This is a genomic window from Halobacillus amylolyticus (assembly GCF_022921115.1).
In the GTDB taxonomy this organism is placed as follows: domain Bacteria; phylum Bacillota; class Bacilli; order Bacillales; family Halobacillaceae; genus Halobacillus_A; species Halobacillus_A amylolyticus.
Genome location: NZ_CP095075.1, coordinates 279665 through 303000 on the forward strand (window position 1 = coordinate 279665; position 23336 = coordinate 303000).

General features: G+C 40.0%; 27 protein-coding genes and 1 pseudogene. 17 read left to right on the forward strand and 11 right to left on the reverse strand.

What is annotated here, in order from left to right; translation table 11 throughout:
- Positions 1-14 precede the first annotated feature (14 nt).
- Positions 15-242 carry a YrhC family protein gene (locus tag MUO15_RS01465; protein WP_245032902.1) on the forward strand — a complete coding sequence of 76 codons (228 nt, stop codon included), beginning with the start codon at positions 15-17 and terminating at the stop codon, positions 240-242.
- A 59-nt stretch (positions 243-301) separates the two neighbouring features.
- On the opposite strand, the gene sigK is transcribed toward MUO15_RS01465, so the two are convergent.
- The 8 genes from sigK to sda form a co-directional block, all read right to left on the reverse strand.
- Positions 302-1015, reverse strand: a complete 714-nt coding sequence (gene sigK / locus MUO15_RS01470) for an RNA polymerase sporulation sigma factor SigK (protein ID WP_245032904.1) — start codon at positions 1013-1015, stop codon at positions 302-304.
- A 138-nt stretch (positions 1016-1153) separates the two neighbouring features.
- Positions 1154-1525 carry a monovalent cation/H(+) antiporter subunit G gene (gene mnhG / locus MUO15_RS01475; RefSeq protein ID WP_245032906.1) on the reverse strand — a complete coding sequence of 124 codons (372 nt, stop codon included), beginning with the start codon at positions 1523-1525 and terminating at the stop codon, positions 1154-1156.
- On the reverse strand, positions 1506-1817 hold the full coding sequence (locus MUO15_RS01480; RefSeq protein WP_245032908.1) for a monovalent cation/H+ antiporter complex subunit F: 312 nt from the start codon (positions 1815-1817) through the stop codon (positions 1506-1508). Before MUO15_RS01480 ends, mnhG begins: the two co-directional genes overlap by 20 nt.
- Positions 1817-2293 (reverse strand): Na+/H+ antiporter subunit E, encoded by a 477-nt coding sequence (locus MUO15_RS01485; RefSeq protein WP_245032910.1) that lies wholly within the window; start codon positions 2291-2293, stop codon positions 1817-1819. The genes MUO15_RS01480 and MUO15_RS01485 overlap by 1 nt, the downstream gene beginning before the upstream one ends.
- A 7-nt stretch (positions 2294-2300) precedes the next feature.
- Positions 2301-3785, reverse strand: coding sequence for a Na+/H+ antiporter subunit D (locus MUO15_RS01490; RefSeq protein WP_245032912.1), 1485 nt, complete (start codon positions 3783-3785; stop codon positions 2301-2303).
- Positions 3778-4116, reverse strand: a complete 339-nt coding sequence (locus MUO15_RS01495; RefSeq protein WP_245032914.1) for a Na(+)/H(+) antiporter subunit C — start codon at positions 4114-4116, stop codon at positions 3778-3780. Before MUO15_RS01495 ends, MUO15_RS01490 begins: the two co-directional genes overlap by 8 nt.
- A gap of 3 nt (positions 4117-4119) precedes the next feature.
- Positions 4120-6456 (reverse strand): Na+/H+ antiporter subunit A, encoded by a 2337-nt coding sequence (locus MUO15_RS01500; RefSeq protein ID WP_245032916.1) that lies wholly within the window; start codon positions 6454-6456, stop codon positions 4120-4122.
- A gap of 258 nt (positions 6457-6714) precedes the next feature.
- Positions 6715-6867 (reverse strand): sporulation histidine kinase inhibitor Sda, encoded by a 153-nt coding sequence (gene sda, locus MUO15_RS01505; protein ID WP_245032918.1) that lies wholly within the window; start codon positions 6865-6867, stop codon positions 6715-6717.
- A gap of 181 nt (positions 6868-7048) precedes the next feature.
- Between sda and MUO15_RS01510 the strand changes: the two genes are divergently transcribed.
- From MUO15_RS01510 to MUO15_RS01545, 8 genes are read left to right on the forward strand one after another with little or no spacing between them, the layout of a single operon-like run.
- A complete protein-coding gene (locus tag MUO15_RS01510) occupies positions 7049-7726 on the forward strand; it encodes a YqeG family HAD IIIA-type phosphatase (protein WP_256464159.1) in 678 nt (225 codons plus the stop codon).
- Positions 7723-8823, forward strand: coding sequence for a ribosome biogenesis GTPase YqeH (gene yqeH, locus MUO15_RS01515; protein WP_245032920.1), 1101 nt, complete (start codon positions 7723-7725; stop codon positions 8821-8823). The genes MUO15_RS01510 and yqeH overlap by 4 nt, the downstream gene beginning before the upstream one ends.
- A gap of 13 nt (positions 8824-8836) precedes the next feature.
- Positions 8837-9670 (forward strand): shikimate dehydrogenase, encoded by an 834-nt coding sequence (gene aroE, locus MUO15_RS01520; protein WP_245032922.1) that lies wholly within the window; start codon positions 8837-8839, stop codon positions 9668-9670.
- A gap of 1 nt (position 9671) precedes the next feature.
- Entirely contained in the window at positions 9672-9962 is a 291-nt protein-coding gene (gene yhbY / locus MUO15_RS01525) for a ribosome assembly RNA-binding protein YhbY (RefSeq protein ID WP_245032924.1), read from the forward strand.
- A 12-nt stretch (positions 9963-9974) separates the two neighbouring features.
- Positions 9975-10547 (forward strand): nicotinate-nucleotide adenylyltransferase, encoded by a 573-nt coding sequence (locus MUO15_RS01530; RefSeq protein WP_245032926.1) that lies wholly within the window; start codon positions 9975-9977, stop codon positions 10545-10547.
- Entirely contained in the window at positions 10531-11127 is a 597-nt protein-coding gene (gene yqeK, locus MUO15_RS01535) for a bis(5'-nucleosyl)-tetraphosphatase (symmetrical) YqeK (protein ID WP_245032928.1), read from the forward strand. Before MUO15_RS01530 ends, yqeK begins: the two co-directional genes overlap by 17 nt.
- The gene (rsfS, locus tag MUO15_RS01540) at positions 11117-11470 is read left to right on the forward strand and encodes a ribosome silencing factor (RefSeq protein WP_245032930.1); all 354 of its coding nucleotides are present in this window, start codon (positions 11117-11119) and stop codon (positions 11468-11470) included. Before yqeK ends, rsfS begins: the two co-directional genes overlap by 11 nt.
- Positions 11471-12196 carry a class I SAM-dependent DNA methyltransferase gene (locus MUO15_RS01545; protein WP_245032932.1) on the forward strand — a complete coding sequence of 242 codons (726 nt, stop codon included), beginning with the start codon at positions 11471-11473 and terminating at the stop codon, positions 12194-12196.
- 68 nt (positions 12197-12264) lie between these two features.
- Here MUO15_RS01545 and comER read toward each other — a convergent pair whose 3' ends face one another.
- The gene (gene comER / locus MUO15_RS01550; RefSeq protein WP_245032934.1) at positions 12265-13068 is read right to left on the reverse strand and encodes a late competence protein ComER; all 804 of its coding nucleotides are present in this window, start codon (positions 13066-13068) and stop codon (positions 12265-12267) included.
- Between the two features lie 77 nt (positions 13069-13145).
- On the opposite strand from comER, the gene MUO15_RS01555 reads away from it, so the two are divergent.
- The 3 genes from MUO15_RS01555 (at position 13146) to MUO15_RS01565 (ending at position 16652) form a co-directional block, all read left to right on the forward strand.
- Positions 13146-13724: a helix-hairpin-helix domain-containing protein gene (locus MUO15_RS01555; RefSeq protein WP_245032936.1), complete on the forward strand. Its 579-nt coding sequence runs from the start codon at positions 13146-13148 to the stop codon at positions 13722-13724.
- Positions 13725-13800: 76 nt separating this feature from the next.
- Complete coding sequence (locus tag MUO15_RS01560) at positions 13801-14382, forward strand: ComE operon protein 2 (RefSeq protein WP_245035798.1); 582 nt, start codon at positions 13801-13803, stop codon at positions 14380-14382.
- Positions 14379-16652, forward strand: coding sequence for a DNA internalization-related competence protein ComEC/Rec2 (locus MUO15_RS01565; protein WP_245032938.1), 2274 nt, complete (start codon positions 14379-14381; stop codon positions 16650-16652). The genes MUO15_RS01560 and MUO15_RS01565 overlap by 4 nt, the downstream gene beginning before the upstream one ends.
- Before the next feature lie 25 nt (positions 16653-16677).
- Here MUO15_RS01565 and MUO15_RS01570 read toward each other — a convergent pair whose 3' ends face one another.
- Entirely contained in the window at positions 16678-16812 is a 135-nt protein-coding gene (locus tag MUO15_RS01570) for a YqzM family protein (protein WP_079530333.1), read from the reverse strand.
- A 341-nt stretch (positions 16813-17153) separates the two neighbouring features.
- On the opposite strand from MUO15_RS01570, the pseudogene holA reads away from it, so the two are divergent.
- A pseudogene (holA, locus tag MUO15_RS01575) lies at positions 17154-18154 on the forward strand (DNA polymerase III subunit delta).
- 134 nt (positions 18155-18288) lie between these two features.
- Here holA and rpsT read toward each other — a convergent pair.
- Positions 18289-18549, reverse strand: coding sequence for a 30S ribosomal protein S20 (rpsT, locus tag MUO15_RS01580; protein WP_245032940.1), 261 nt, complete (start codon positions 18547-18549; stop codon positions 18289-18291).
- A 154-nt stretch (positions 18550-18703) separates the two neighbouring features.
- Here rpsT and gpr point away from each other — a divergent pair, with 154 nt between their 5' ends.
- The 4 genes from gpr (at position 18704) to lepA (ending at position 23275) form a co-directional block, all read left to right on the forward strand.
- Positions 18704-19801: a GPR endopeptidase gene (gene gpr, locus MUO15_RS01585; protein WP_245032942.1), complete on the forward strand. Its 1098-nt coding sequence runs from the start codon at positions 18704-18706 to the stop codon at positions 19799-19801.
- A gap of 81 nt (positions 19802-19882) precedes the next feature.
- Complete coding sequence (gene spoIIP, locus MUO15_RS01590) at positions 19883-21037, forward strand: stage II sporulation protein P (protein WP_245032944.1); 1155 nt, start codon at positions 19883-19885, stop codon at positions 21035-21037.
- 17 nt (positions 21038-21054) lie between these two features.
- The gene (locus MUO15_RS01595; protein WP_245032946.1) at positions 21055-21273 is read left to right on the forward strand and encodes a hypothetical protein; all 219 of its coding nucleotides are present in this window, start codon (positions 21055-21057) and stop codon (positions 21271-21273) included.
- A gap of 181 nt (positions 21274-21454) precedes the next feature.
- On the forward strand, positions 21455-23275 hold the full coding sequence (gene lepA / locus MUO15_RS01600) for a translation elongation factor 4 (protein WP_245032948.1): 1821 nt from the start codon (positions 21455-21457) through the stop codon (positions 23273-23275).
- Positions 23276-23336: the final 61 nt, after the last annotated feature.

The following is a 23336-nucleotide window of genomic DNA, read 5'->3' on the forward strand; positions in this document are numbered from 1 at the left end:
AGGAGGTGGCATAATTGAAGTCTACCGAATGGATTGAGAGCAAAATTGCAGATTATAAGCGATTTACCTTAACTCTACTCATATTAAGCAGTTATTTATATATTGGCGTACTCATTAGTATCTATGAATATCATTCTCAAGCTTATCTCTATCTGCTAATCATGATTGCTGGATTGTTAAGTGCAGCATTTGGATTTGTACTAAAGCTTAAGAAATTGCGCCAGCGTTTACTTGAAGAATAGAAGCCACTGTGTAAAAACAGTGGCTTTACATATGTCTTTTCCTTTAATAAGTGTCTTGCCTAAGATGGTTTTTTTCGCTTGCTTTGTTTATAAAATTCATGAAAGATTTTCATTAGTGCTCTTTTCTCAATACGAGAAACATAACTCCTGGAGATGTTTAACTCTCTTGCAATTTCCCTTTGAGTTTTTTCATCTGTATCTCCCAGGCCATAACGGAATATGATGACTTCTTTTTCTCTTTCATCTAAAACAGTAATAAACTCCTTAATTTGTTCAAGCTCCATGTGAAGCTGAATCTCTTCAACAATATCCTCGACATCTGCTTGCAATATATCAAGCAAATTCAATTCATTTCCTTCTTTGTCGTGACCAATCGGATCTTGTAACGAGATGTCTTTATTCATCTTCTTAGTGGAACGAAGATGCATCAGTATTTCGTTTTCTATACATCTGGCAGCATAGGTAGCCAATTTCGTACCTTTGCCTGTAGAGTAGCTCTCTATGCCTTTGATTAGTCCTATCGTTCCAATTGAAATTAAATCCTCAAAATCCTCCTTCGTATTTTCAAACTTTTTAACAATATGAGCAACCAGTCTCAAGTTATGTTCAATCAACGTATCTCTTGCCTCTCGGCTTCCCTCTTCCATCAGTTTCAGTTGTTTGGCTTCTTCCTCTTTAGACAGTGGATTTGGAAATGCCTGATTTTTTACATAAGACACAAAGAGTAAAGATTCTTTAAAAAAGTAAAGGATAGAAGCGATCAGACTGCTCACAGTGCGGATACCTCCCTCGGTGTTAGGCTCTTGCCTACAACAAGTGTATGTGTGGAAGCATGTCCCTGTGCTTGTACAGGAAGAAAAATCAGGCAAAAAAAAAGAGACCAGAAACGACTGGCCCCATTCTTAAGCGATTCAGTGATCTTTTACCTTTTCCAAATTCTTTTTATGCTCATCTTCCACACTTTTATCACTCAACGGAACACCACTGTAATAAGCGGCCCGCCCCAGCACATGCCCGGTTACGGGAGCCGTTAAAAGAATGAATAGGATACCTAACAGTAATTTTCCACTCACGATCCCATGCTCTACGTACATGAAAAGAAATGATCCAATGAGGATCCCGGTTATCCCTAATGTTGAGCCCTTTGTAGCTGCATGAAGCCTTGTATAAACGTCAGGGAACCTCAGGATACCAATCGAGGCAGAAACAATAAAGAACGTACCCGAGAGTAAGGAAATACATATGAGAATATCAAGTATTACGTTAATCCATGTTCCGCTCAATGATAACACCCTTTTCTAAAAATTTAGCCAATCCCACATTACCTATGAAAAGTAAGATCCCAATAAGCAGAACGACATCGTTCGCCTTTGTTGTCACTAGATAAACAGCGATCAACCCGGCCAGTGCCATGATGTTTACCCCAATCGTATCAAGGGCAACTGCACGGTCCGGGTTTGTCGGTCCTTTAACCGTTCTGTAAAGCAGAAGAAGCAGGGAGATGGACACACCAACAATGGATATAGTCACCGAAATTTGTACGAGAGATTGGGTGACATCTAGCATATTCTTCATTAGCGAGTCACCTCCATAATGGCTTTTTCAAACGTTTCTTTGATTTCTGTGATTGATTCTTCTACATCTTCAATATGCATAGCGTGGACATAAATGACCGAATAATCCTCACTGATTACTAATGACAATGTTCCAGGTGTCAATGAAATCAAGTTCGCCAGCAGTGTAATTTCCCAGTTACTTTTTAACTCAGTTGGAAGTGCAAAAATACCAGGACTGACATCGAGTTTAGGGCGGTACACATTTTTTAGAATATCAATGTTTGAAAGGACCAGTTCTCGGATGAACAACATAATTAACTTGATCAATTTTGCTACTCTCTTTATATAAAACGCATCGGGAATAAACCTCTGAAGCAAAAAGAGCAGCCCAATACCTAACAAGTAGCCGACAAAGAATGTTTTAAAGTTGTAGGTCTCACTTAAGAACATCCACATTGCAGCCAAGATAATATTGATGACAATTTGAAATGGCATGTGTTTTCTACTCCTTTAGTACAGAATCGATATAGATTTCCGGATTCATAAGGTATTCGCCAATCCATTCAACGGATGGGTAGAACCATTCTGCACCGACTCCTAGAAGTACAGAAAGGGATAACAGGATTCCTATCGGCCAAGTCATTTGATGGGCAGCCCGCTTTCTCTCAGGGTGAGCAAGCTCTGTTTTTTCTCCCCAAAACCCTTGAATGAATATTCTTATCATAGAGAAGAGAATTAGCAGACTTGATACGAGTGCAGCAATGACAATAAAAATTTGTTCTTGTGCTAAACCTCCCTGTATAAGAAGAAGTTTTCCAATGAAGCCGCTAAAAGGTGGAATACCGGCTAGAACTAGAGTAGCGATAAAAAAGAACCAACCGAGCACAGGGTAATGATGGATCAAACCACTCATTTTTTTCAAATCCGAAGTTCCTGCTACATAAGCGATCACGCCGATCAGTAGAAAGAAGGCTCCTTTAATAATCATATCATGGATCAAATAGTAGACGGTCCCGCTTATCGACGTTTCTGTAAAGATGCCAATTCCCATCAGCATAAATCCAACTGCTGGAATAATATTATAAGCCATAATAAGTTTAATATTATTAGTAGATAGGGCACCTACCACACCAAATATCATAGTAAACGCTGCTAAATAGATAAAGAGTGTATGAGTTAGATCCGCTTCCCAAGCAAAGATTAGCGTGAATACACGTAAAATCGAGTAAATCCCTACTTTTGTCAGCAGTGCACCAAATAACGTTGACACAACTGGATTCGGGACACTGTATGAGCGAGGAAGCCAATAGTATAAAGGAAAAACAGCTGCCTTCGTTGCAAATACGAAGAATAATAAAATCCCTATTGTTGTAAGAACCCCCTGTTGTTCAACTTCCTGAACACGCTGAGCAATATGAGCCATGTTCAAAGTCCCTACAACCGAATACAAAAAAGCAACAGTTGTAACAAACAACATGGAGGAAAACACGTTAATTAATACATATTTCATTGACTCTCTAAGTTGTGCTTTGCCATTACCGAGGACAATCAACCCATATGAAGCCATTAGCAGTACTTCGAAAAATACGAAGAGGTTGAAGATATCACCTGTAATGAAGGCACCGCTTACGCCTGTAATCAACAAAAAGAAGAAGCTGTAAAAATAAAACGACTCTTGCTGATCTGTTAATGATTTTGAAGCATAAAACACGCAAGCGACAGCTATTATGTTCGTGGTAAACGCAAGGGTAACAGATAGCATATCGCCAACAAGAATAATTCCATAAGGCGCAATCCAGTCACCTGTTTCCAGTACGATGGTGCCGTTTTGGTAAACCTGATATAAGACGAAACCAGTGACGATAAGGTTGATGACCGCTAAAGTTTGAGATACTCGACGTACAAGCGGTTTATTATTTGCTAGAAAAGCGACAATGATTCCTGCTAGTAATGGCAATACAATGGGTAGTGAAATTAAATTACTCATATTCGTTACCTCTCAGTTGCTCCATATTATCTGTACCATTTTTCTTAGAAGCGCGATAAGCAAGAACGAGCAGCAGGCTCGTTATCCCGAAACTAATAACAATTGAAGTGAGAATCAAGGCTTGTGGAAGCGGGTCAGTATATTGCTCGACCTCTTCTGATAGAATGGGTGGTGCACCCCTCTTTAACTCTCCCATTGTTAAGATGAATAAATGTGCTCCATGAGAAAGTAGTGCCGTACCTATGATAATACGGAGCATTTGTTTCTGGAGGAGGTTATAAACGGCTGTTGTGAACAATATACCAGCAAGCACTGCCATAATAATTTCCATTCTTTATTCCTCCTCCTTTTTACTTCCGCGTAATCGGATCAATCCGTAGATCGCCATGGCAGCTATTCCAAGCACCGTGATCTCAAATAACGTATCAAGACCACGCATATCTACTAGAATGACGTTAACTATGTTATCTCCTCCGCCAAGCTTATAAGAATTTTCTATGAAGTAATCTGCGATTGAATCAAACATTTTACTGCTATGAGCGGAAATGGCAACCATAGTCATCAGGGCACCGAACCCAACGGAGATGACTAGATTTAAAGTCTTTGTACTTGTTGATTCATTTTTTTTCTCAAGTTTAGGCAAGTGGTAAAAGACAAGTAAAAATAATGCTAGTGTTACGGTTTCGATAATAAACTGAGTTAAAGCTAAGTCTGGGGCTCTGTAGATGACAAACAGTAAAGAAAGACCATAACCTACTACTCCTAAGATAAGAATGGCTGCTATACGGTTGTTCACTATAATGGTTCCAATAGCCGCGATGATCATCATAAATGCTACAAACAGTTCTGTTACTGTAATTTCAGCAAGGTTGCTTGTTTCAAGATGAAAGCCGTCTGTAGCTGCCATTATCCCAAAGCCCGCAATAACTATGGCGGCAATAATTAAACGAACATATCTTCCTAAAGAACCGTTCATATAACTCTTGGTTACGATTGAAGAATAGCTTACAGTTCGATCAACGAGCCCATCGTAAAATTTGTTAAGACTTAGTACTCCGGGAACAATCCTATAAACAGACCGCCATTTTGTCAGTGACAGGACAAGAACTGTTCCAAAGGCAATGACAGTTAGGGACATGATGAATGGCAGCGTAATACCGTGCCAGAAAGAGATGTGTTTAGTAAACTCAAACCCTTTTACAGCTGTAGCCGCGTGGGCAATAAATGGTTCATTAATAATTTGTGGGAAGAGTCCAATGATAATGACTCCCGCAACTAAAATCATAGGTGAGACAAGCATCCCAAAAGGAGCCTCATGTGGCTTTTTAGGCAGTTCGTCCAAATTCGCTTTTCCTCTAAATGTACCAAAGAAAAAGTACATAGAATAGACAAAGGTAAAGATGCTACCGAAAACAGCTAAGTATGGAAAGATCGTTTTCAGAAATGCAGCGATTCCGGTTGTGGTTTGCTCCAAATTTATAGCGGAGTCAAAAAATAGTTCTTTACTATAAAAACCATTTAAGAATGGAAGAGGGACACCTGCCATCGAAAATGAGGCAAACAAAGCTAATGTTGCTGTAACTGGCAGGAAAGTCATTAAGCCACCAAGCTTACGAATGTCCCTTGAACCTGTTTCATGATCGACAATTCCGGCTATCATAAATAAGCTTCCTTTAAAGGTAGCATGGTTTAAAATGTGGAAAACAGCTGCAAATATTGCAACCTTTGTTCCAAATCCAAGCATGGCCATAATCATGCCTAACTGGCTGATCGTTGAGAAGGCCAGAATCCCTTTGAGATCAGTTTGTCGAACAGCCATATAGGATCCCCAGCAGAGGGTGACGATTCCTGCTGTTGATACAATGATAAAGAACCAATCTGACGCAGATAGCATAGGTGAAAATCTTGCGACTAAATAGATTCCAGCTTTAACCATCGTTGCTGAGTGCAAGTAAGCACTTACAGGCGTTGGCGCTTCCATCGCGTCTGGCAGCCAAATGTGAAATGGAAATTGGGCAGATTTAGTGAAAGCTCCTAATAATATGAAGACAAGGATTAAAGGGAAGAACTCGTGGTTTAAAATAAGCTCTTGCTGACGAATCATTTGTTGGATGCTCGTTGTCCCGGTAATGACACTCATGAATACTAAACCACCAAGTAAGCTGAGTCCGCCAAAAACGGTAATAAGCATCGACTTTAAAGCTCCGTACCTTGAACGTTCTTTATAATTCCAAAACCCGATTAATAAGAAGGAAGATAAAGAAGTGAACTCCCAGAACGTGTATAAAACGAACACGTTATCTGACAGGACCACACCTAACATCGACCCCATGAATAATAGAAAGTAAACGTAAAAATGTCCTAGCTGCTCTGATTTATGTAAATAATAGATCGAATAAAAAGCAACTAGGGAGCCAATCCCGCTAATTAAAAGTACGAATAGTAAGCTCAAACCGTCTAAATAAAAGAGAATGTTTATGTCCAGAGAAGGAATCCAACTGTATTCTCTAGTTACAGGTTCAAATCCTGCCCCTAAGAACTGGGCAAAATAAATAAAGATCACAACAGGTACAGCAGTTACAAAGAAGCCAGTGTGAAGCTTTTCTTTCCATTTGCTTAAAAATGGAATAAAAATGGCAATAATAAAAGGCAATAGTACAGCCAGCAGCATCTAGTTGTTCCTCCCTCAGGCTAAGTTCAATACTAAAAAATATAGTAGCGAAATAGTTACTTCACTCAATTGTAATCAAAAAGTATAGGATTATTCAACTGAATACTATTCGTAAAAGATAAATCATCTAGTGTTTTTTAAAATCCTTTAAATAAGTAGAAAGACGACAAATACATCAGAAAAATTTTCAAGAAAAAAACTCGTTCCCTTGTTAGGAAACGAGCAGGTAGTTCTCATTATTTGCAAGTTGCTCCATTTTTAACCTACTTGGGTAAACTTTTTGTCAACCAGATGGGTAATGGAGCGCTCTTGTATTTCTTCTTCGATCTGTTTAATGAAATCCTGTGAAAGATTGAGCTCAATAGCTTTGTGGTAAGATTGTAATAACAGGGTATCGGATAATTGTTTCATCTCTCTGCCACATGTGTGGCAGCCACCTCCTGTTTTGAAAAGTGTATTTTAACTAATGCAAGTTTACCTTACCACGATCATAGAACCCCTACAATACACCATTTATCTACAGGCAAATGTAGATAAGTGTAACGATATTGTTTAGCAGAATAGGTAGGACAAAGGATTTCGGGTGTGGAATATGTGCATAAACTTATCCACAGGCACGGTTTGTCGCGAATTGTCGAACGATTTTTTGAATATAGCTGAAGGCTTCAATATTCTTTTGAATCTTGTAGAAATTTTGTATATGATGGGTAAGGAGATTTGTCGTGAAGGATGGAGTGATCGTATGATTAAAAAGTTTCTGCCAAATGAGCATGTGAAAAGTATTCATGATATAGATCCTGAAAATTTGAAGGAGAAAGGAATTAAAGGGATCATTACGGACTTGGATAATACGCTAGTTGCATGGGACGAACCTGACGCCACAGAAGAGATTGTTAACTGGTTTCGTCACATGAATAATCATGGCATTCAAGTGACGATTGCCTCAAATAATAATGAAAATCGAGTGAAACTGTTCTCTGAGCCATTAAATACATCATTCATTCATAGTGCCAGAAAGCCGTTGTCAAAGGCATTTAAAAAGGCCAGGAAAGATATGAATGTGCACAAGGGTGAAATTGTTGTTGTAGGAGATCAACTGATGACAGACGTACTGGGTGGCAACTTAGCAGGTCTTTATACAATTTTAGTTGTTCCTATAGTAGAAACAGATGGCTTTTGGACTCGTTTTAATCGTAAAATTGAGCGCAGGATATTAAGCTGGATGAAACGTAGAGGTAAGATAACATGGGAGGAGGGAAACGGACGATGAGTGAAATAATTTGTCAAGGATGCGGGGCTGCTATCCAAACAACCGACTCTAAACAGCCTGGTTTTGCACCACAATCTGCTCTTGAGAAAGATGATATTATTTGCAAACGGTGTTTTCGCTTAAAACATTACAATGAAGTACAAGATGTTCCCTATCAAGATGATGATTTTCTAAACATGTTAAACCAAATAAGTAAAAGTAAAGGCCTCATTGTTCAACTTGTTGATATTTTTGATTTTAACGGAAGTTTTATCCCGGGGTTGAAGCGCTTGACTGGTCAAAACCCAGTGATCTTAGTCGGAAATAAAATGGATGTCCTTCCGAAATCGGTAAATCACAATAAAGTGAAGCAATGGCTGCGACATGCGGCCAAGGAACAGGGGCTTAAGGTAGAAGCGATATACTTAATCTCAGCACAGAAGGAACAAGGGATTGATGAGCTCTCAAAAGCAATAGACAGCTATAGAAAACATGGTGATGTCTATGTCGTGGGAACGACAAATGTTGGGAAGTCAACATTTATTAATGCGTTGATTAATCAAACATCAGGAGTGAAAGATGCGATCACGACCTCCTACTTCCCGGGAACAACATTAGGATTTATCGACATTCCTTTGGACGAAAAAAGCTCACTTTTTGATACGCCTGGAGTGATTCATCGCCATCAGATGGCTCATTACGTATCAGACCAGGATTTAAAGGTGATTACTCCCAGGAAAGAGGTTAAGCCTAAAGTGTACCAACTAAATGAGCAGCAGACGCTTTATTTTGGCGGATTGGCCCGGTTAGACTTTGAGGCTGGGGAGCGTACCTCCTTTATTTGCTATTTAGCTAATGAGATCCCTATTCATCGAACGAAGCTTGATAAAGCAGATGAGTTATATAAAAATCATATAGGTGAATTGCTAGCTCCTCCTGATCGGGAAACGATGGATCAGCTTCCACCGTTAAAAGGAGTAACGTTTAAAATCCAAGAGCCTAAAACTGACATCGTATTTTCAGGATTAGGCTGGGTGACTGTCCCTGAAGGACATGCAACCGTGACGGCTTACGCTCCTGAAGGTGTAAAAGTATCTCTTCGGGATTCATTAATATAAGGAGGTGGATAGCATGAAACTTGGGTTAATTGGCTACCCAATCGCTCACTCCCTCTCTCCATGGATCCATAACCAATTACTTGATATACATGGGATGCTGGGAGAGTATCAATTGTTTGAATGTGAGACAGATGGGTTTGCTGATAAAATCAATGAGATGAAGGCAGATCACATAGCTGGGTTTAATGTTACCGTCCCTTACAAGGAACGGATCCTCCCATACCTAGATGAATTGGATGATGCGGCCCGATTTTTAGGTGCTGTAAATACAGTTAAATTAGATAAGGGACGCTATGTTGGATATAATACTGACGGAACAGGCTATCTCGCTTCTCTTGTAGATCGTCATGCTGATGCTGTAGAGTCACCAAAGCAGGTCCTTATTCTTGGCAGCGGAGGAGCAGCGCGAGGGATTTTTTATGCTTTACTGAAGCAAGGAATAAAGAAAATTGATCTCGCGAATCGAACGATTGAGAAAGCTCAGCAGGTGATCGATGATTTATCCGCAAGCTCAATCTCGCAAGCTCTTTCTTTAAAAGAAGCAGAGGAAAAATTGGTGAAGTATGACTTAATTATTCAAACTACATCGGTTGGAATGTCGCCAAATCACGAACAGACGCTTCTTTCCCTCTCAGGAATAACAAAAGACACGATTGTAAGTGATATCGTTTACCGGCCGATGAAGACAGCATTTTTAAGAGAAGCAGAAGCAAGAGGAGCACGGATACATTATGGTCACGGAATGCTTTTACATCAGGCAATCTATGCTTTTCAAATATGGACAGGAAAGCCAACGGATGCATCTGAAATGATGAAGGCGTTCGAAAAGAAGTTGAAAGGGGTATAGCATGTTAACAAGTAAACAAAAGAAATATTTACGAGGTCAATCCCATCAGATTCAACCTATTTTTCAAGTAGGAAAAGCTGGTGTCAATGAAAATATGACAACACAGATTTCTGAAGCACTGGAAAAGAGGGAATTGATTAAAGTAAGTATTTTACAGAATTGCTTCGAGGATAATTCTGTTGTAGCAGATGAAGTTATTCATAATACAGAGGCTGATCTTGTTCAACTAATCGGAAATACGATTATTTTATATAAAGAATCTAAAAATAATAAACAAATTGATTTACCATAAAGGAGAGCTCTCATGAAAAGGGTTGGGATTTTTGGGGGGACGTTTGACCCGCCACACCAAGGTCATTTGATCATGGCTGAACACGTACGTGAAGCAATGGATTTAGATGAAGTTTGGTTTATTCCCTCTCATCTTCCTCCACATAAAAAAGATGCCGCGGTGTCCCCGCAAGAACGAATGGAAATGGTAAAGGTAGCAGTAAGGGGAAATGATCGTTTTCAATGTTGTGACCTCGAATTAAAGAGGCAGGGGACATCTTATACAATTGATACGATCAAGGAATTGAAAATGGCCCATCCTGATCACCGGTTTTATTTTATTATCGGTGGGGATATGGTAAAACATTTATCAGAGTGGTATAAAATCAATGAACTAAAGGCGCTTGTCACTTTTGTTGGAGTCCAGAGACAGGACTTTGAAGGACAGGCAGCTGATGGTGTCGTGATGATTGATATCCCTAGAATAGATATTTCTTCATCATTGATTCGTGATCGATTAAGACAAGACTTAACTGTAAGATATCTCCTTCCAGAAACTGTCCATCACTATATAAAGGAGAATACGTTGTATGCAACTAAGCCGTGATGAACTTCTCGAATTTGTGCAGCCACATCTCACTGAGACGAGATATGAACATACGGTTCGAGTGACCGAAACTGCACTTATCCTGGCTAATCGATTTGGTTCAAATCAAGAAAAAACAGAAGTTGCTGCTATTTTGCACGATTATGCGAAGTATAAGTCTAAAGAAGATATGAAGCGCTGGATTGTAGCTGATCGCCGATTATCAAAGGATTTGCTGCATCACCATCATGAACTTTGGCATGGTCCTGTTGGGGCGATTATGCTCGAGCAAGAAATTGGATTACATGATTCAGCTATTCAGTCTGCCATAGCCTCTCATACATCAGGCAAGAAAAATATGAGCATTATGGATAAAGTCGTATTTTTAGCTGATTACATTGAGCCAGGCAGAGGTTTTCCAGGGGTTGAGGAAGTTAGAAAGACAGCGGAAACAAATTTAAATGCGGCTTGTTTGCAAGCATTGTCGAATACCATACAATTTTTAACTAAAAAAAGCAGATCCGTTTACCCTGACACGATCCATGCATATAATGATTTAATAGCAATTATAAACCTAAGGGAGGAAAATAATGGAAAGTAAAGAATTAGTTACATTAACTGCTAAAGCTTGTGATGAGAAACGAGCGAATGACATTGTTATTCTGGACATGGCTGACGTTTCACTTATTGCCGATTACTTTTTGATCTGTGAAGGTTCAAATGAGCGTCAAGTACAGGCGATCGCAAGAGAAGTAAAAGCACAGGCAGAAGAGAACGGCATTGAGGTAAAAAGGATGGAAGGGTTTGATAAAGCCCGCTGGATTCTAGTTGACCTAAATGATATTGTCTGCCATATTTTTCATAAAGATGAGCGAAGCTATTATAATCTTGAGCGCCTGTGGGGTGACGCAGAAACAGTTGCTGTTGAGGGTATAGAAGGATAAATGAGTTATCAGCAAATGGCAGAAGTATATGATGAATTAATGAAGGATGCACCCTATGACCAATGGGTTACATGGACAACGTATATGCTAAACAACTATCATCCAAAGGCTAAACAGTTACTCGATCTTGGTTGTGGGACAGGGGAAATAACGACGCGTTTATCTAATCAAGGGTGGCAATTGACTGGTGTAGATTTATCAGAAGAAATGCTCTCCGTAGCTGCTAATAAAGATCAGTCCATACAGTGGTTGAAACAAGATATTATCAACCTTCAGGGTTTGTCTAACTTTGATTGTATTGTCAGTTATTGTGACGTGATGAATTACATTACAGATCTTACATCACTTACAACTGTTTTTGAACATGCCTTTCTAGCATTACAACGGAATGGACTATTTTTATTTGATGTTCATTCCGTTGAGCACATCACATCTCACCTGTATGGTCAAACTTTCGCAGAAGTATATGATGATGTGTCTTACGTATGGTTTTGTGATCCAGGTGAAAAAAAGTACTCTATCGTCCATGATTTGACGTTTTTCATTCGTCACCATGATGAGTATCGACGTTTTGATGAACACCATTATCAGCAGGGATATGAGCTGAGCACTTTAAAACAGGCAATTGAAAAAGCAGGGTTTACCATTCAGCAAGTTTGCGCTGATTTCTCGGTAAATCCTGCTTCTAATGGGGACAGGCTATTCTTTGTTTGTCAAAAACTATAAAGGAGCATGAAATTTTTCATGCTCTTTTTATCTTTTTTGCAGGAATAAAGAAAAAAATGTCGAAAGTATTAAAAGTGTATTGTACGTTTATCCTCTTTATGCTTGTTATGAGTTGCTTGGAACATTTCCAGAAAAAGATCTCCTACATTTTCCTCGAGTGCCTTGATTCCTTCTCCTGTAACGCCGCCTTTAACTGTAACTTTTTCCATTAGTTCCGGCAATGTGTACGTGCGTTTTTCTAACAAAGTTCCTAACCCAATCATCATTTCCTCTGTTAACTGTGTCGCTTTATCTTTAGACATTCCCCCAACTTCTTGAGCGGCATTAATCATATTTTCCAATAAGAAGCTAATAAAAGCGGGTCCGCACGAAACAATATCCGAAGCTGAACGTATTGATTCCTCATCAATTTCAATAGGTGTTGAAATATGAGAGAAGATGGAAAGGAGTTCCTCTTTATAGAAATTAGAAATACGCTCACCGTACGTAAATAAACTAACCCCGGAAAACGCGCGATTCGTAATGGATGGGACCACTCTTGCAACTTGACACGAAGTAATTCGTTCTAAGTCATCTACGGAAACTGGGCTCGTAATGGATACGAGGCACTGGGTGGCTGACGGAGAGCATTGACTTAAAATGTCTTTATAATCATGAGGTTTAACACATATGAAAATCACTTCGTTGTCCCTGGCGACCTCCTCAACAGAATCTGCGATTGTAATTTCTTTGAACTGATTCTTTATCCATTCCGCTTTCTTGCGCGTGCGATTATAAATGGTTAAATCATTTGCATCGACCGCTCCACTTGAAATAAAGGCGTTTGCTAACATACTTCCCATGTTTCCCGTACCAATGATTCCATAACGCATCTGGAATCCCTCCTTTTTCATTTACTTTACTTACTTTATTCTTCAACTTTTTAATTATGAAAGGGGACAGGCGCACAGTGTTGTTCTTGAAAAGATATGGTTGGTTGTTGATTATTCCTTTCTTGTTATTTCTAATCATTTATCAACAAAAAGATGATCAGCAAACAGTCGTCCGTGAGAGTGAAAGACCAGCTTTAGATGCAACTATAGAAAAGGATAATGAAAAGACCTCCACGCAAAAGATGGTTGTTGATGTCAAGGGTGAGGTAGTAAAGCCAGGAATTTATGAATTAAATGCTGGATTAAGAGTAAACGATGCCATTGACTTGGCTGGTGGGATGACGGAACAGGCTGATCAAACTAGCGTCAATTTAGCTCAAAAGATTCAAGACGAAATGGTGATTTTAGTCACGTCATTGACAACAGGCAGTGAAGCTCAAACAGAGCAATCTGGAATTACTGGAAAAGTACGAATTAATCAAGCGACTCTTGAAGAGATGCAAGCACTGCCGGGAATTGGTCCTTCGAAAGCAGAAGCTATCATAAAACATCGTGAAGAGAATGGATTATTTAAAAAAGCAGAAGATTTACTTGAGGTTACGGGAATAGGCGAAAAAACATTAGAAAATATGATCGATACGATTCAAGTTCCCTAGTGGATTTGTTTGACTGGACGTCGAATGAAGGGGTAAACTGAATTCAATTAAAAACAAGTAAAGGGGGTTTAAAATGATGGAGCGCATCTCTTGGAATCAATATTTTATTGCTCAAAGTCATTTATTAAAATCGAGAAGTACATGTGAACGCTTAGCTGTAGGGGCAGTTATCGTTAGGGACAAACGAATGATCGCAGGCGGTTACAATGGTAGTGTTTCCGGTGGTGTACATTGTATCGATGAAGGCTGTTATGTGATGGAAGGGCACTGTGTTCGTACAATACATGCTGAAATGAATGCTCTTTTGCAATGTGCGAAATTTGGTGTAGCCACAGACCAGGCTGAAATTTATGTATCTCATTTTCCTTGTCTGCATTGTACAAAAGCGATTATACAGGCAGGGATTAAAGCGGTTTATTATAGTGAGGATTATCGTAATCATCCTTATGCCATTGAACTGTTAGAACAAGCTGGAGTAAAAATCCATAAAGTAGAAAGAGAAGACAACTTGATTGATCCGAGCGCAGTGGAAAAAGAACAGCTAGTCGATATTCTTTTACATAAGCTTGAACAGGGCGATCATAACAAAGAAGAAGTAGAAGGTTTAAAAGAAAAGGCAACACGGCTTTTTCAAATGAATGGAAATCAGCAGACATGAAAGCAAATCTCCATCTCCCGGTTTTAGCCATGGCTGGGGGAGGGGTACTATCTAACACTACGGGATTGATGATGTATCTGTCACTCGGTATGTTAATCATATGGTTGATTAAGCTCCGAGGGATGCCAATTTGGATAATCATCCTCTCAGTCTTTATCATGTTTGGCTATGTATATTTCACTCCCCAGGCACCTTCTTCAGCTAACCCCCCTACATTCCTTGAAGGCAAACTAATCTCACCTATTATCGAAACAGAAAGCACAATACGAACGACTCTTCGAAGGCAGCAAAGTGATGAAAAAGCGATCATTATTTATTTTAAAAAGGACGTTGAGCCGGCTGAGATTAGCCACGTCCGATCACAGTTAAAGCATGGTGCCCAATGTACCTTTTTGGGGGAGTCTACTATACCTGATCAAGCTCGCAACCCAGGGCAGTTTGATTATCGACACTATTTAAATAATCAACAAATATTTTGGGAAATGACATTACAGTCATCTGATCAGATAATCTGCAAAGGGCAGTCCTTTCTGCACAAGGCTTATAAAGCACGAAGCACAATTATATCCACGGTAGAAGAAGCAATGGATCCAAAGGCTTTTGCCTGGACGTCTGCCCTCGTATTTGGTGATACGCAATTTCTTTCAGAAGAGAGAATCGAATGGTTTCGAAATTTTAGCTTATCACATATTTTAGCGATTTCCGGTCTTCATGTCGGGCTTTTCCTGAGTGGAGTGTTCTTGCTGCTATTTCGGTCAGGCTTTACTACAATGGAACAAGCAAGAGGAATTATTCTATTCATTCTTCCTGCCTACAGTTTTCTTTCAGGTGCAGCGCCTTCTGTTTTAAGAGCCGTATTTATGGCAGTGTTTCTGCTGCTGATCCTACAATTAAAGATAAAAGCAGCTGTCATCGATGTCCTCGCTCTTGTTGCCTTTCTGCTATTATTAGTCTCTCCATCATACTTCTACAACTTGGGTTTTCAATTCTCATTTATCGTAACGTTTAGTTTACTGCTGTCTTTTCCATTGCTAAAACATAAAAATATCTGGGTGATCTCAGCTGTAATCAGTTTTATAAGCCAAGCCGTCATCTTACCTTTACAACTTCACTATTTTTATGAAATGAATCCCTTGTCCTTGATAGCAAATGTCTTGCTCGTGCCGTATTTCTCCTTTTTCATCATTCCGCTGCTGTTTTTCTTCGTATTCCTATCGTTCCTTTTTCCATCATTGACGTTGATCCTATCTAAAACCACAATTTCTATTCATGAACAGTTTCTAAATGGGCTAATGGCTGTGAGTCAACCTTTGAACATCCAGTGGGTCGTAGGTGAGCTACCTTTAGAGTGGATGCTGCTTTATTTCATCCTGTTTGGATTTATGATGGTTAACTGGGTCCAAAACCGGCTAAGCGCAGCCTTTTTGTTCGGGGTAGGTACGGTTGTCATTCTTGCTAGTTATTCGGTAAAACCCTACTTGTCTGAACATGGCACTGTGACCATGTTAGACGTCGGCCAAGGTGATTCATTTGTCATTGAGCTACCTCATAGAAAAGGAGTGATCATTATTGATGCAGCCGGACCACCAATCTTTAGCAATGATGCAAACAGGATTGCTGATCATATTATTGGGCCTTTCTTAAAGTCCAGAGGAATTAAACAAATTGATGCACTGATAATTTCTCATATGGATCGCGACCATAGTGGAAGTGTTAATCGATTAGTTGACTTATTTCGTATAGAGGAGATCTATGTAAGTCCATACCATAAAATCGATCAGAAAAATGTCAATGTAAATGTGGTCGAACAAGGGGATGTGCTTAAGCTGGGTGCGTACAAATTTCAAGTGCTTCATCCGGGGAATGATGAGAAAGAAACCAATGAAAATTCAGTAGTAATTTATACACAGCTCGGAGGCAGGACATGGCTATTTACCGGAGACATCTCAACTCAAATAGAAGCAAAACTTTTTAAAAATTACCCATCATTATCAGCAGATGTGCTAAAAGTTGGTCACCACGGAAGCCATACATCGACATCTGAAGCATGGATCAGGGGCTTAAATCCAGCCATCGCTCTAGTATCTGCAGGAGTGGATAATCGTTACGGGCATCCCCACGAAGAAGTGATCGAGCGTCTACTTCAAGAGGATGTACTTGTCTTAAGATCGGATATTCATGGAGCAGTGCATTATCAATTCACTAAACAATCAGGAACGTTTTCCACCTTCTTGCCGTATAATGCAGAAAACAGAAAAAGACTGCCTTAGGCAGCCTTTCAGCTTTCGTTATGGATTAGCGTCCGATAAATTCGAATAGTACGCCTATGAAGAAAATGACGAAAAAGAAAACAAACGAGAATACGAAACCTAATCCGGAATCAATTACGTCATTCGTCTTAGACTGTATATCCTTTCTAAATTCGTTCATTGTTACCCCTCCTATATCATTTTTATTATAAGCGAAAATAATTTAAAAATCCATATTGTTAGAAAAGGAAATTAAATATTCCTTTTCTAACAATCCTTTGCCTCATCTAGCAAGACTTGTCACAGATAATTCAATCTTAAAAGGTCACACTATACACATGAGGGGAACAATATCGTTTGCTTTCATAGCATCCGGGGTTATGAAAGCGGCGTTTATATAGATGGTTGCGGCGGCGGTACTTTTGACAGAAATGCAAATGAGCCATAAAATAGTGACACGAATGCACCCAATTGGGGACGTCGCCGTACCCCTTTTTTTAAGGTTGGAAAGGAATAGAAGATATGCCAGAACAGATTTATTTATTATACGGAACAGAAAGTTATTTAATACAGGAACACAAGCAAAAGATTATTGAACAGACGTTAAAGCCGGATGATCGGGAATTTAATATATCACACTACGATTTAGAGGAAACGCCAGTGGAAGATGTAGTTACAGATGCGGAAATTTTTCCTTTTCTAGGTGAAAAAAAGGTAGTGATTGCCCATCATCCTACTTTCTTAAAAGCGAAGCCGGAGAAGCTTGCTTTCGAGCATGATGTAGAGGCGCTGCTTGAATATGTAAATCGTCCTGCAGACTATAGTGTTTTGATTTTGATTGCCCCTTATGAAAAGCTTGATGAACGGAAGAAAGCATTCAAGCAGCTAAAAAAAAACGGAGAACTGATTCTTTGCCAGCCTATTCGGGAGTGGGACATAGACAAGTGGATTCAGTCAATAGCTAATGATTTACATATTACAATTCCCGAGTCTGTACATGAGCTTTTTGCCCAGGAAATTGGAACAAACCTCATGGCACTGCGTAAAGAAATTGAAAAGTTAGCTTTGAATGTAGAAGAAGGCGGAGTGGTTAGTCGTGAGCTCGCAGAGGATTTACTATCACATAGTGCAGAAGCCTCGGGACTTAAATTAGTTGATGCAGTTATGGAGAAAGATTTGGGGCGAGCGATTAGGCTTTATAAGGATTTAGTAAAAGCGAGCGAGGAACCTATCGCTTTAATTGCCTTATTAGCCTCTCAATTTAGAATCATCAGTCAGGTGAAAACGCTGAAGCAAAAGGGGTATGCCCAAAATCAAATGAAGAGTTATGTAAAGGCACATCCTTTGTTATTAAGATGGCACTTAAGAGAGAACGAGCGTTTACAAATGAAGAATTAAATGAAATTATGCAGCAGCTTGCTGAGACAGACTATGTAATGAAACAGGGGCAGATGGAAAAGGGGTTAGCCTTTGAAATGTTACTCTACCGTTTAATCCATATAAAAAAGACTGAAACTGTATAAGTAAAGCCTTCAGATTTTATCTGAAGGCCTTTTCTTATGGGTGGAAAGCGGGGTCTAAGCCACCCTCCCAGTTTTCCACATAAAAACGATCCCGATGAAAGGATCGCATGTTGGTCATAAAAAACGCGTAACGACTATAGTGCGTTCACTTTTTTAGCTAGGCGTGACTTTTTACGGTTACCATTGTTTTTGTCAAGAGCACCGCGTTGGACAGCCTTGTCAATTTTTTTAACGGCAGTTGTAAGGGCTTGTTTAGCATCATCTTTATCATTGCTTGATACAAGCGTTTCAACACGTTTAACCGCAGTACGCATGTCAGATTTGAATGCCGCATTTAGGGAGCGAGCATCGTCATTTACACGTACGCGTTTTTTAGCTGATTTAATATTAGGCATGGTTTCACCTCCTAGGTAAAAACATAAGAATCGTTCATTAGCGAACAAGAGACATTTTACCAAAGCGCGGGGTTGTTTTCAATAGGTTTCTAATGGAGGGTTTGCATACTATCCATTTGTATAGGGGAAAATGGGATGAAAGGAGGTCGTGAAAATGGCAATTGATGAAAACTTTGTAGTACGAACAGATTTAGCATTAGAAGCTCAGGAAATGAATGTTGAAGCTGATCCAGCTCAAACGGGTCCCGATGGTGTTGATGTAACGGAAGAACAGCTTGATGATATAAAGGTAACCTATGTAAAGGTTGACCCCGAAGGAGCGGAAAGAATCGGGAAAAAGGCAGGTAACTACGTTACGATTGAATCCCAGGCTATCCGTAAACAGGATACAAAAATGCAGGATGAATTATCGACCTGCTTATCAAAGCAGCTTAAAAAGCTGTTAGCTGACAATGGTATTAAGGATTCCGATCGCTGTTTAATTGTAGGGCTTGGCAACCACAGAGTTACACCTGATGCAATCGGTCCTTTTGCAATAGATGAAGTGTTGGTGACAAGCCATTTGTTTGAACTGCAGCCTGAAACCGTGGCGGAAGGATACCGCAATGTATCAGCTGTTACACCCGGGGTGATGGGGATAACTGGAATTGAAACGAGTGACATGATCCACGGTATCATCCATGAAATCAATCCCGATTTTGTCATTGCAATAGATGCCCTTGCATCAAGATCTATCAATCGCTTAAATGCAACGATCCAATTATCTGACACTGGGATCCATCCTGGTTCTGGTGTAGGTAATAAACGAAAAGAAATCAGCAAAGAGACTTATGGTATGCCGGTTTTTTCGATTGGTGTACCAACAGTCGTTGATGCTGTGACAATAACAAGTGATTCCATTGATTATGTATTAAAGCACTTTGGTAGAGAATGGCGTGAGAAAGATCGTCCATCTAATGCACTTTCTCCTGCCTTAAACCCTTTTGAAAAAAGAAAAGAACTGACAGAAGAAGACCTTCCGAGTGAAGAGCAAGGTCAAGCGGTCATGGGTATGTTTGCAAAATTGGGGGATGAGGAGAAGAGACAGCTCATTAAAGAAGTGTTGACACCACTTGGACACAACTTAATGGTGACACCAAAAGAAGTTGACTCATTTGTAGAAGATATGGCCCATTTGATTTCGGCAGGTATCAATGGTGCATTGCATGCAGTAATAGAAGACAGTGATGCACAATCCTATACTAAATTTTAATAACAATTAGAGATTTCGTTCTATGATTCCTCTCTCTGACATAAGATTTACTAGAGTTCAAAACAGGGAGAGGGTAGAGCGATGTCACTAATTAGAAAAAACCGCCCAAACTACATAAAACGCTTGTCAAAATGGATGGTCATTACTACTGCGATGCTGCTTTTACTATTTATCGGCATTGGGATTCTTACGGGTGCTAAATCAACCTATCGTCTTTATTCAGAGACTATCCAAAATTTTACTACACAGCTTGAAGGAAGCGATTTTCTTTATTTATTTGAAATGGAGAATAAAATTTATGCTAATGCTCGGCCTGAAGGGGCAGAGTTGCCTAGCTTATCACATTTATCTTTTCAGGTGCTTACGAGCGTCACGCCAAATGATCCTCGGAGCTTACTTGGCAGGGAAATACCGGGATTATCATCCTACAATAGTGAAATTGTTATTGCTGGTGAAGGAACAGATTATACGAACTTGCCAGTCGAATCACAGCCGCCGCTTGATGTCGTTTTAGAAGATAGGGAGGCGGTTGAACCGAAAAACAACGAGGAAGTATCTCCTCCTCCAGAGAAAGAAAATGAACGGAGTACAGGGAATCGTGATGTCGTGTTTATTTATTCCACACATAACCGGGAGTCTTTTTTACCTCATTTACCTGAGGGTACGGAAGCTGCTTATCATGATGAGGTGAATATTACGAAAGTTGGGGAACGATTCGCGCAATCATTGGAGGCAAATGGAATTGGCGCAAAAGTGGATCAGTCAGATATTACCACTACGGCTAATGAACAAGGAATCGGCTCATATGCTGCTTCAAGACCCGTTGTAAAAGAAGCAATGGCAACAAATGATGACATTAAATACGTTTTTGATCTTCATAGGGATAGTGTATCTAGAGACGTTACGACGACAGAAATTAATGGGGATACCTATGCACGAACGATTTTCGTTGTAGGTGCAAAACATCCAGATTATGAGCAAAACTTAAAAACCGCCACAGAACTTCATAAAATGTTGGAGGAGCAATACCCAGGACTTAGCCGTGGGGTGCTGACCAAAAAAGGAAGTGGGTCTAATGGAATATACAATCAGGACTTGTCGAGTAATGCTGTATTACTTGAATTTGGGGGAATTCATAACAGTCTGGATGAAGCGTATCGTACGGCTGATGTAATGGGAGAAGTATTTAGCGACTATTACTGGAAAAAGGCAGAAAAAGTTTCTTCAGAATCGTAATCGAGGGGGGAGAGGGTATGAAGGGGCTAACTATTTTACTCGTGGGTTTGTTATTATTTGCGGGCGGGGCCATGTTTGGCACAAGTCATTCAACAACAGAATCAGTGCCTCAAAACCCTAGGAAGCAGTCAGCTGAAGCTTGCAGCCCTGAGGTGAAAGAGGAGGAGGCTCCATTGATTGTTGATGTGGCGGTAGGTATGGGGAGAGTGTGGGCGCAGGGTTTGATCTTGTTCTGATGATTATGTCCGATTTTGTAAAAGCATAACTATTTAAAAGCCGTCCTATGGGCGGCTTTTCCTATAGAGATAATTAACTTGTCTAACTCCAAAGGAAGCCATTCTTTTGGTATGCATTGAATATTCGTCTTCCTATTGCTATAATCAGGCTAGCTGACTGCGTGTGAATTTAGTAGGAGTGATGAAGTTGACAAGTCAATCTAGACAGGAAAGAGTGCGGAATTTTTCAATCATTGCCCATATTGATCATGGGAAATCGACCTTGGCTGACCGTATTCTTGAAAAAACACAAGCATTAACGCAAAGAGAAATGAAAGAACAGTTTTTAGATGCGATGGATCTTGAACGTGAACGAGGCATAACCATTAAGCTTAACGCTGTTCAGTTGAATTATAAAGCGGGCGACAATCAAGACTATACGTTTCATTTAATTGATACACCAGGACATGTCGATTTTACATACGAAGTGTCCCGCAGCCTGGCAGCTTGTGAAGGGGCGATTCTTGTCGTCGATGCTGCTCAAGGAATTGAAGCACAAACCCTAGCAAACGTCTATTTAGCCTTGGAGAATGACTTGGAAATCATTCCTGTTATTAATAAAATTGATTTACCAGGAGCGGATACAGAAAGGGTTAAGCAAGAAATCGAAGACGTCATTGGTATTGATGCTTCAGATGCCATTTTAGCCTCTGCAAAAGAAGGGGTGGGTATTGATGAAATCTTAGAGCGGATCGTATCGGATATTCCTGCACCTGAAGGGGGTGCGGGTGATCCACTTAAGGCGCTGATTTTTGATTCATTATACGACACTTACCGCGGGGTAGTTGCTTATACTTGTGTCCGTGAAGGCTCCGTAAAAGTCGGAGATAAAATTAAGATGATGGCAACAGGAAAAGAGTTTGAAGTCAATGAAGTGGGAGTATTTAAGCCAACACCAACTCCATTAAAAGAGCTTCAAGTCGGGGATGTAGGATATTTAACCGCATCGATTAAGAATATTGGTGATTCACGGGTCGGGGATACGATTACGCTAGCTGGTCGCCCAGCAGAAAGCCCTCTTCCTGGTTATAAAAAAATGAACCCAATGGTATTCTGTGGTTTGTATCCTGTTGATGCCAATAATTATAATGATCTGAGAGATGCACTTGAGCGTTTAGAATTAAACGATTCCTCTCTGCAATTCGAACCGGAAACTTCCCAGGCTTTGGGCTTTGGATTTCGTTGCGGATTTTTAGGGATGCTGCACATGGAGATCATCCAGGAACGTATTGAACGTGAATATAAAATCGACCTGATTACAACGGCTCCAAGTGTTATTTATAAGGTTACGTTAACGGATGGTGAAGAAATCGAAGTCGATAACCCTTCTATGATGCCTGATAACCAGAGGCTTGAAGACGTTCAAGAGCCATATGTCAAAGCAACAATTATGGTTCCTAATGATTACGTTGGGCCGGTGATGGAGATCTGCCAGCGGAAACGTGGAAATTTTATAGACATGCAATACCTGGATGACAATCGTGTGAATATCGTGTATGACATTCCATTATCCGAAATTGTTTATGATTTCTTTGATTCATTGAAGTCCCAAACTAAAGGGTATGCCTCATTCGATTATGAACTGATTGGCTATCGCGCTTCGAACCTTGTTAAAATGGACATCTTATTAAACGGGGATACAATTGATGCGTTATCGTTTATCGTTCACCGCGATTTCGCCTACGAACGAGGTAAAGTCATTGCCGATAAACTGAAGAAACTTATTCCGCGCCAGCAATTTGAAGTGCCAGTTCAAGCAGCCATTGGCAACAAAATTGTTGCCCGTACGACGATTAAGGCGATGAGGAAAAATGTATTATCAAAATGTTACGGTGGTGACATTTCACGGAAGCGTAAACTGCTTGAGAAGCAAAAAGAAGGTAAAAAACGCATGAAGATGGTTGGCTCAGTAGAAGTGCCACAGGAAGCGTTTATGTCCGTATTAGAAATAGATGACGATTAATAAGAACAGGGTTAGGCCGCAGGAGATTCTCTTCTTGCGGTTTTCCTTATGAAAGGTTGAA

Coding starts and splice junctions, on each gene's coding strand:
- MUO15_RS01480 (WP_245032908.1), bottom strand. CDS start 1,817: ATGAAGAATATGCTAGATGTCACCCAATCTCTCGTACAAATTTCGGTG.
- MUO15_RS01485 (WP_245032910.1), bottom strand. CDS start 2,293: ATGCCATTTCAAATTGTCATCAATATTATCTTGGCTGCAATGTGGATG.
- MUO15_RS01490 (WP_245032912.1), bottom strand. CDS start 3,785: ATGAGTAATTTAATTTCACTACCCATTGTATTGCCATTACTAGCAGGA.
- MUO15_RS01495 (WP_245032914.1), bottom strand. CDS start 4,116: ATGGAAATTATTATGGCAGTGCTTGCTGGTATATTGTTCACAACAGCC.
- MUO15_RS01500 (WP_245032916.1), bottom strand. CDS start 6,456: ATGCTGCTGGCTGTACTATTGCCTTTTATTATTGCCATTTTTATTCCA.
- sda (WP_245032918.1), bottom strand. CDS start 6,867: ATGAAACAATTATCCGATACCCTGTTATTACAATCTTACCACAAAGCT.
- MUO15_RS01510 (WP_256464159.1), top strand. CDS start 7,049: ATGTGCATAAACTTATCCACAGGCACGGTTTGTCGCGAATTGTCGAAC.
- yqeH (WP_245032920.1), top strand. CDS start 7,723: ATGAGTGAAATAATTTGTCAAGGATGCGGGGCTGCTATCCAAACAACC.
- aroE (WP_245032922.1), top strand. CDS start 8,837: ATGAAACTTGGGTTAATTGGCTACCCAATCGCTCACTCCCTCTCTCCA.
- yhbY (WP_245032924.1), top strand. CDS start 9,672: ATGTTAACAAGTAAACAAAAGAAATATTTACGAGGTCAATCCCATCAG.
- MUO15_RS01530 (WP_245032926.1), top strand. CDS start 9,975: ATGAAAAGGGTTGGGATTTTTGGGGGGACGTTTGACCCGCCACACCAA.
- yqeK (WP_245032928.1), top strand. CDS start 10,531: ATGCAACTAAGCCGTGATGAACTTCTCGAATTTGTGCAGCCACATCTC.
- rsfS (WP_245032930.1), top strand. CDS start 11,117: ATGGAAAGTAAAGAATTAGTTACATTAACTGCTAAAGCTTGTGATGAG.
- MUO15_RS01545 (WP_245032932.1), top strand. CDS start 11,471: ATGAGTTATCAGCAAATGGCAGAAGTATATGATGAATTAATGAAGGAT.
- comER (WP_245032934.1), bottom strand. CDS start 13,068: ATGCGTTATGGAATCATTGGTACGGGAAACATGGGAAGTATGTTAGCA.
- MUO15_RS01560 (WP_245035798.1), top strand. CDS start 13,801: ATGGAGCGCATCTCTTGGAATCAATATTTTATTGCTCAAAGTCATTTA.
- MUO15_RS01565 (WP_245032938.1), top strand. CDS start 14,379: ATGAAAGCAAATCTCCATCTCCCGGTTTTAGCCATGGCTGGGGGAGGG.
- MUO15_RS01570 (WP_079530333.1), bottom strand. CDS start 16,812: ATGAACGAATTTAGAAAGGATATACAGTCTAAGACGAATGACGTAATT.
- rpsT (WP_245032940.1), bottom strand. CDS start 18,549: ATGCCTAATATTAAATCAGCTAAAAAACGCGTACGTGTAAATGACGAT.
- gpr (WP_245032942.1), top strand. CDS start 18,704: ATGGCAATTGATGAAAACTTTGTAGTACGAACAGATTTAGCATTAGAA.
- spoIIP (WP_245032944.1), top strand. CDS start 19,883: ATGTCACTAATTAGAAAAAACCGCCCAAACTACATAAAACGCTTGTCA.
- MUO15_RS01595 (WP_245032946.1), top strand. CDS start 21,055: ATGAAGGGGCTAACTATTTTACTCGTGGGTTTGTTATTATTTGCGGGC.
- lepA (WP_245032948.1), top strand. CDS start 21,455: ATGAAGTTGACAAGTCAATCTAGACAGGAAAGAGTGCGGAATTTTTCA.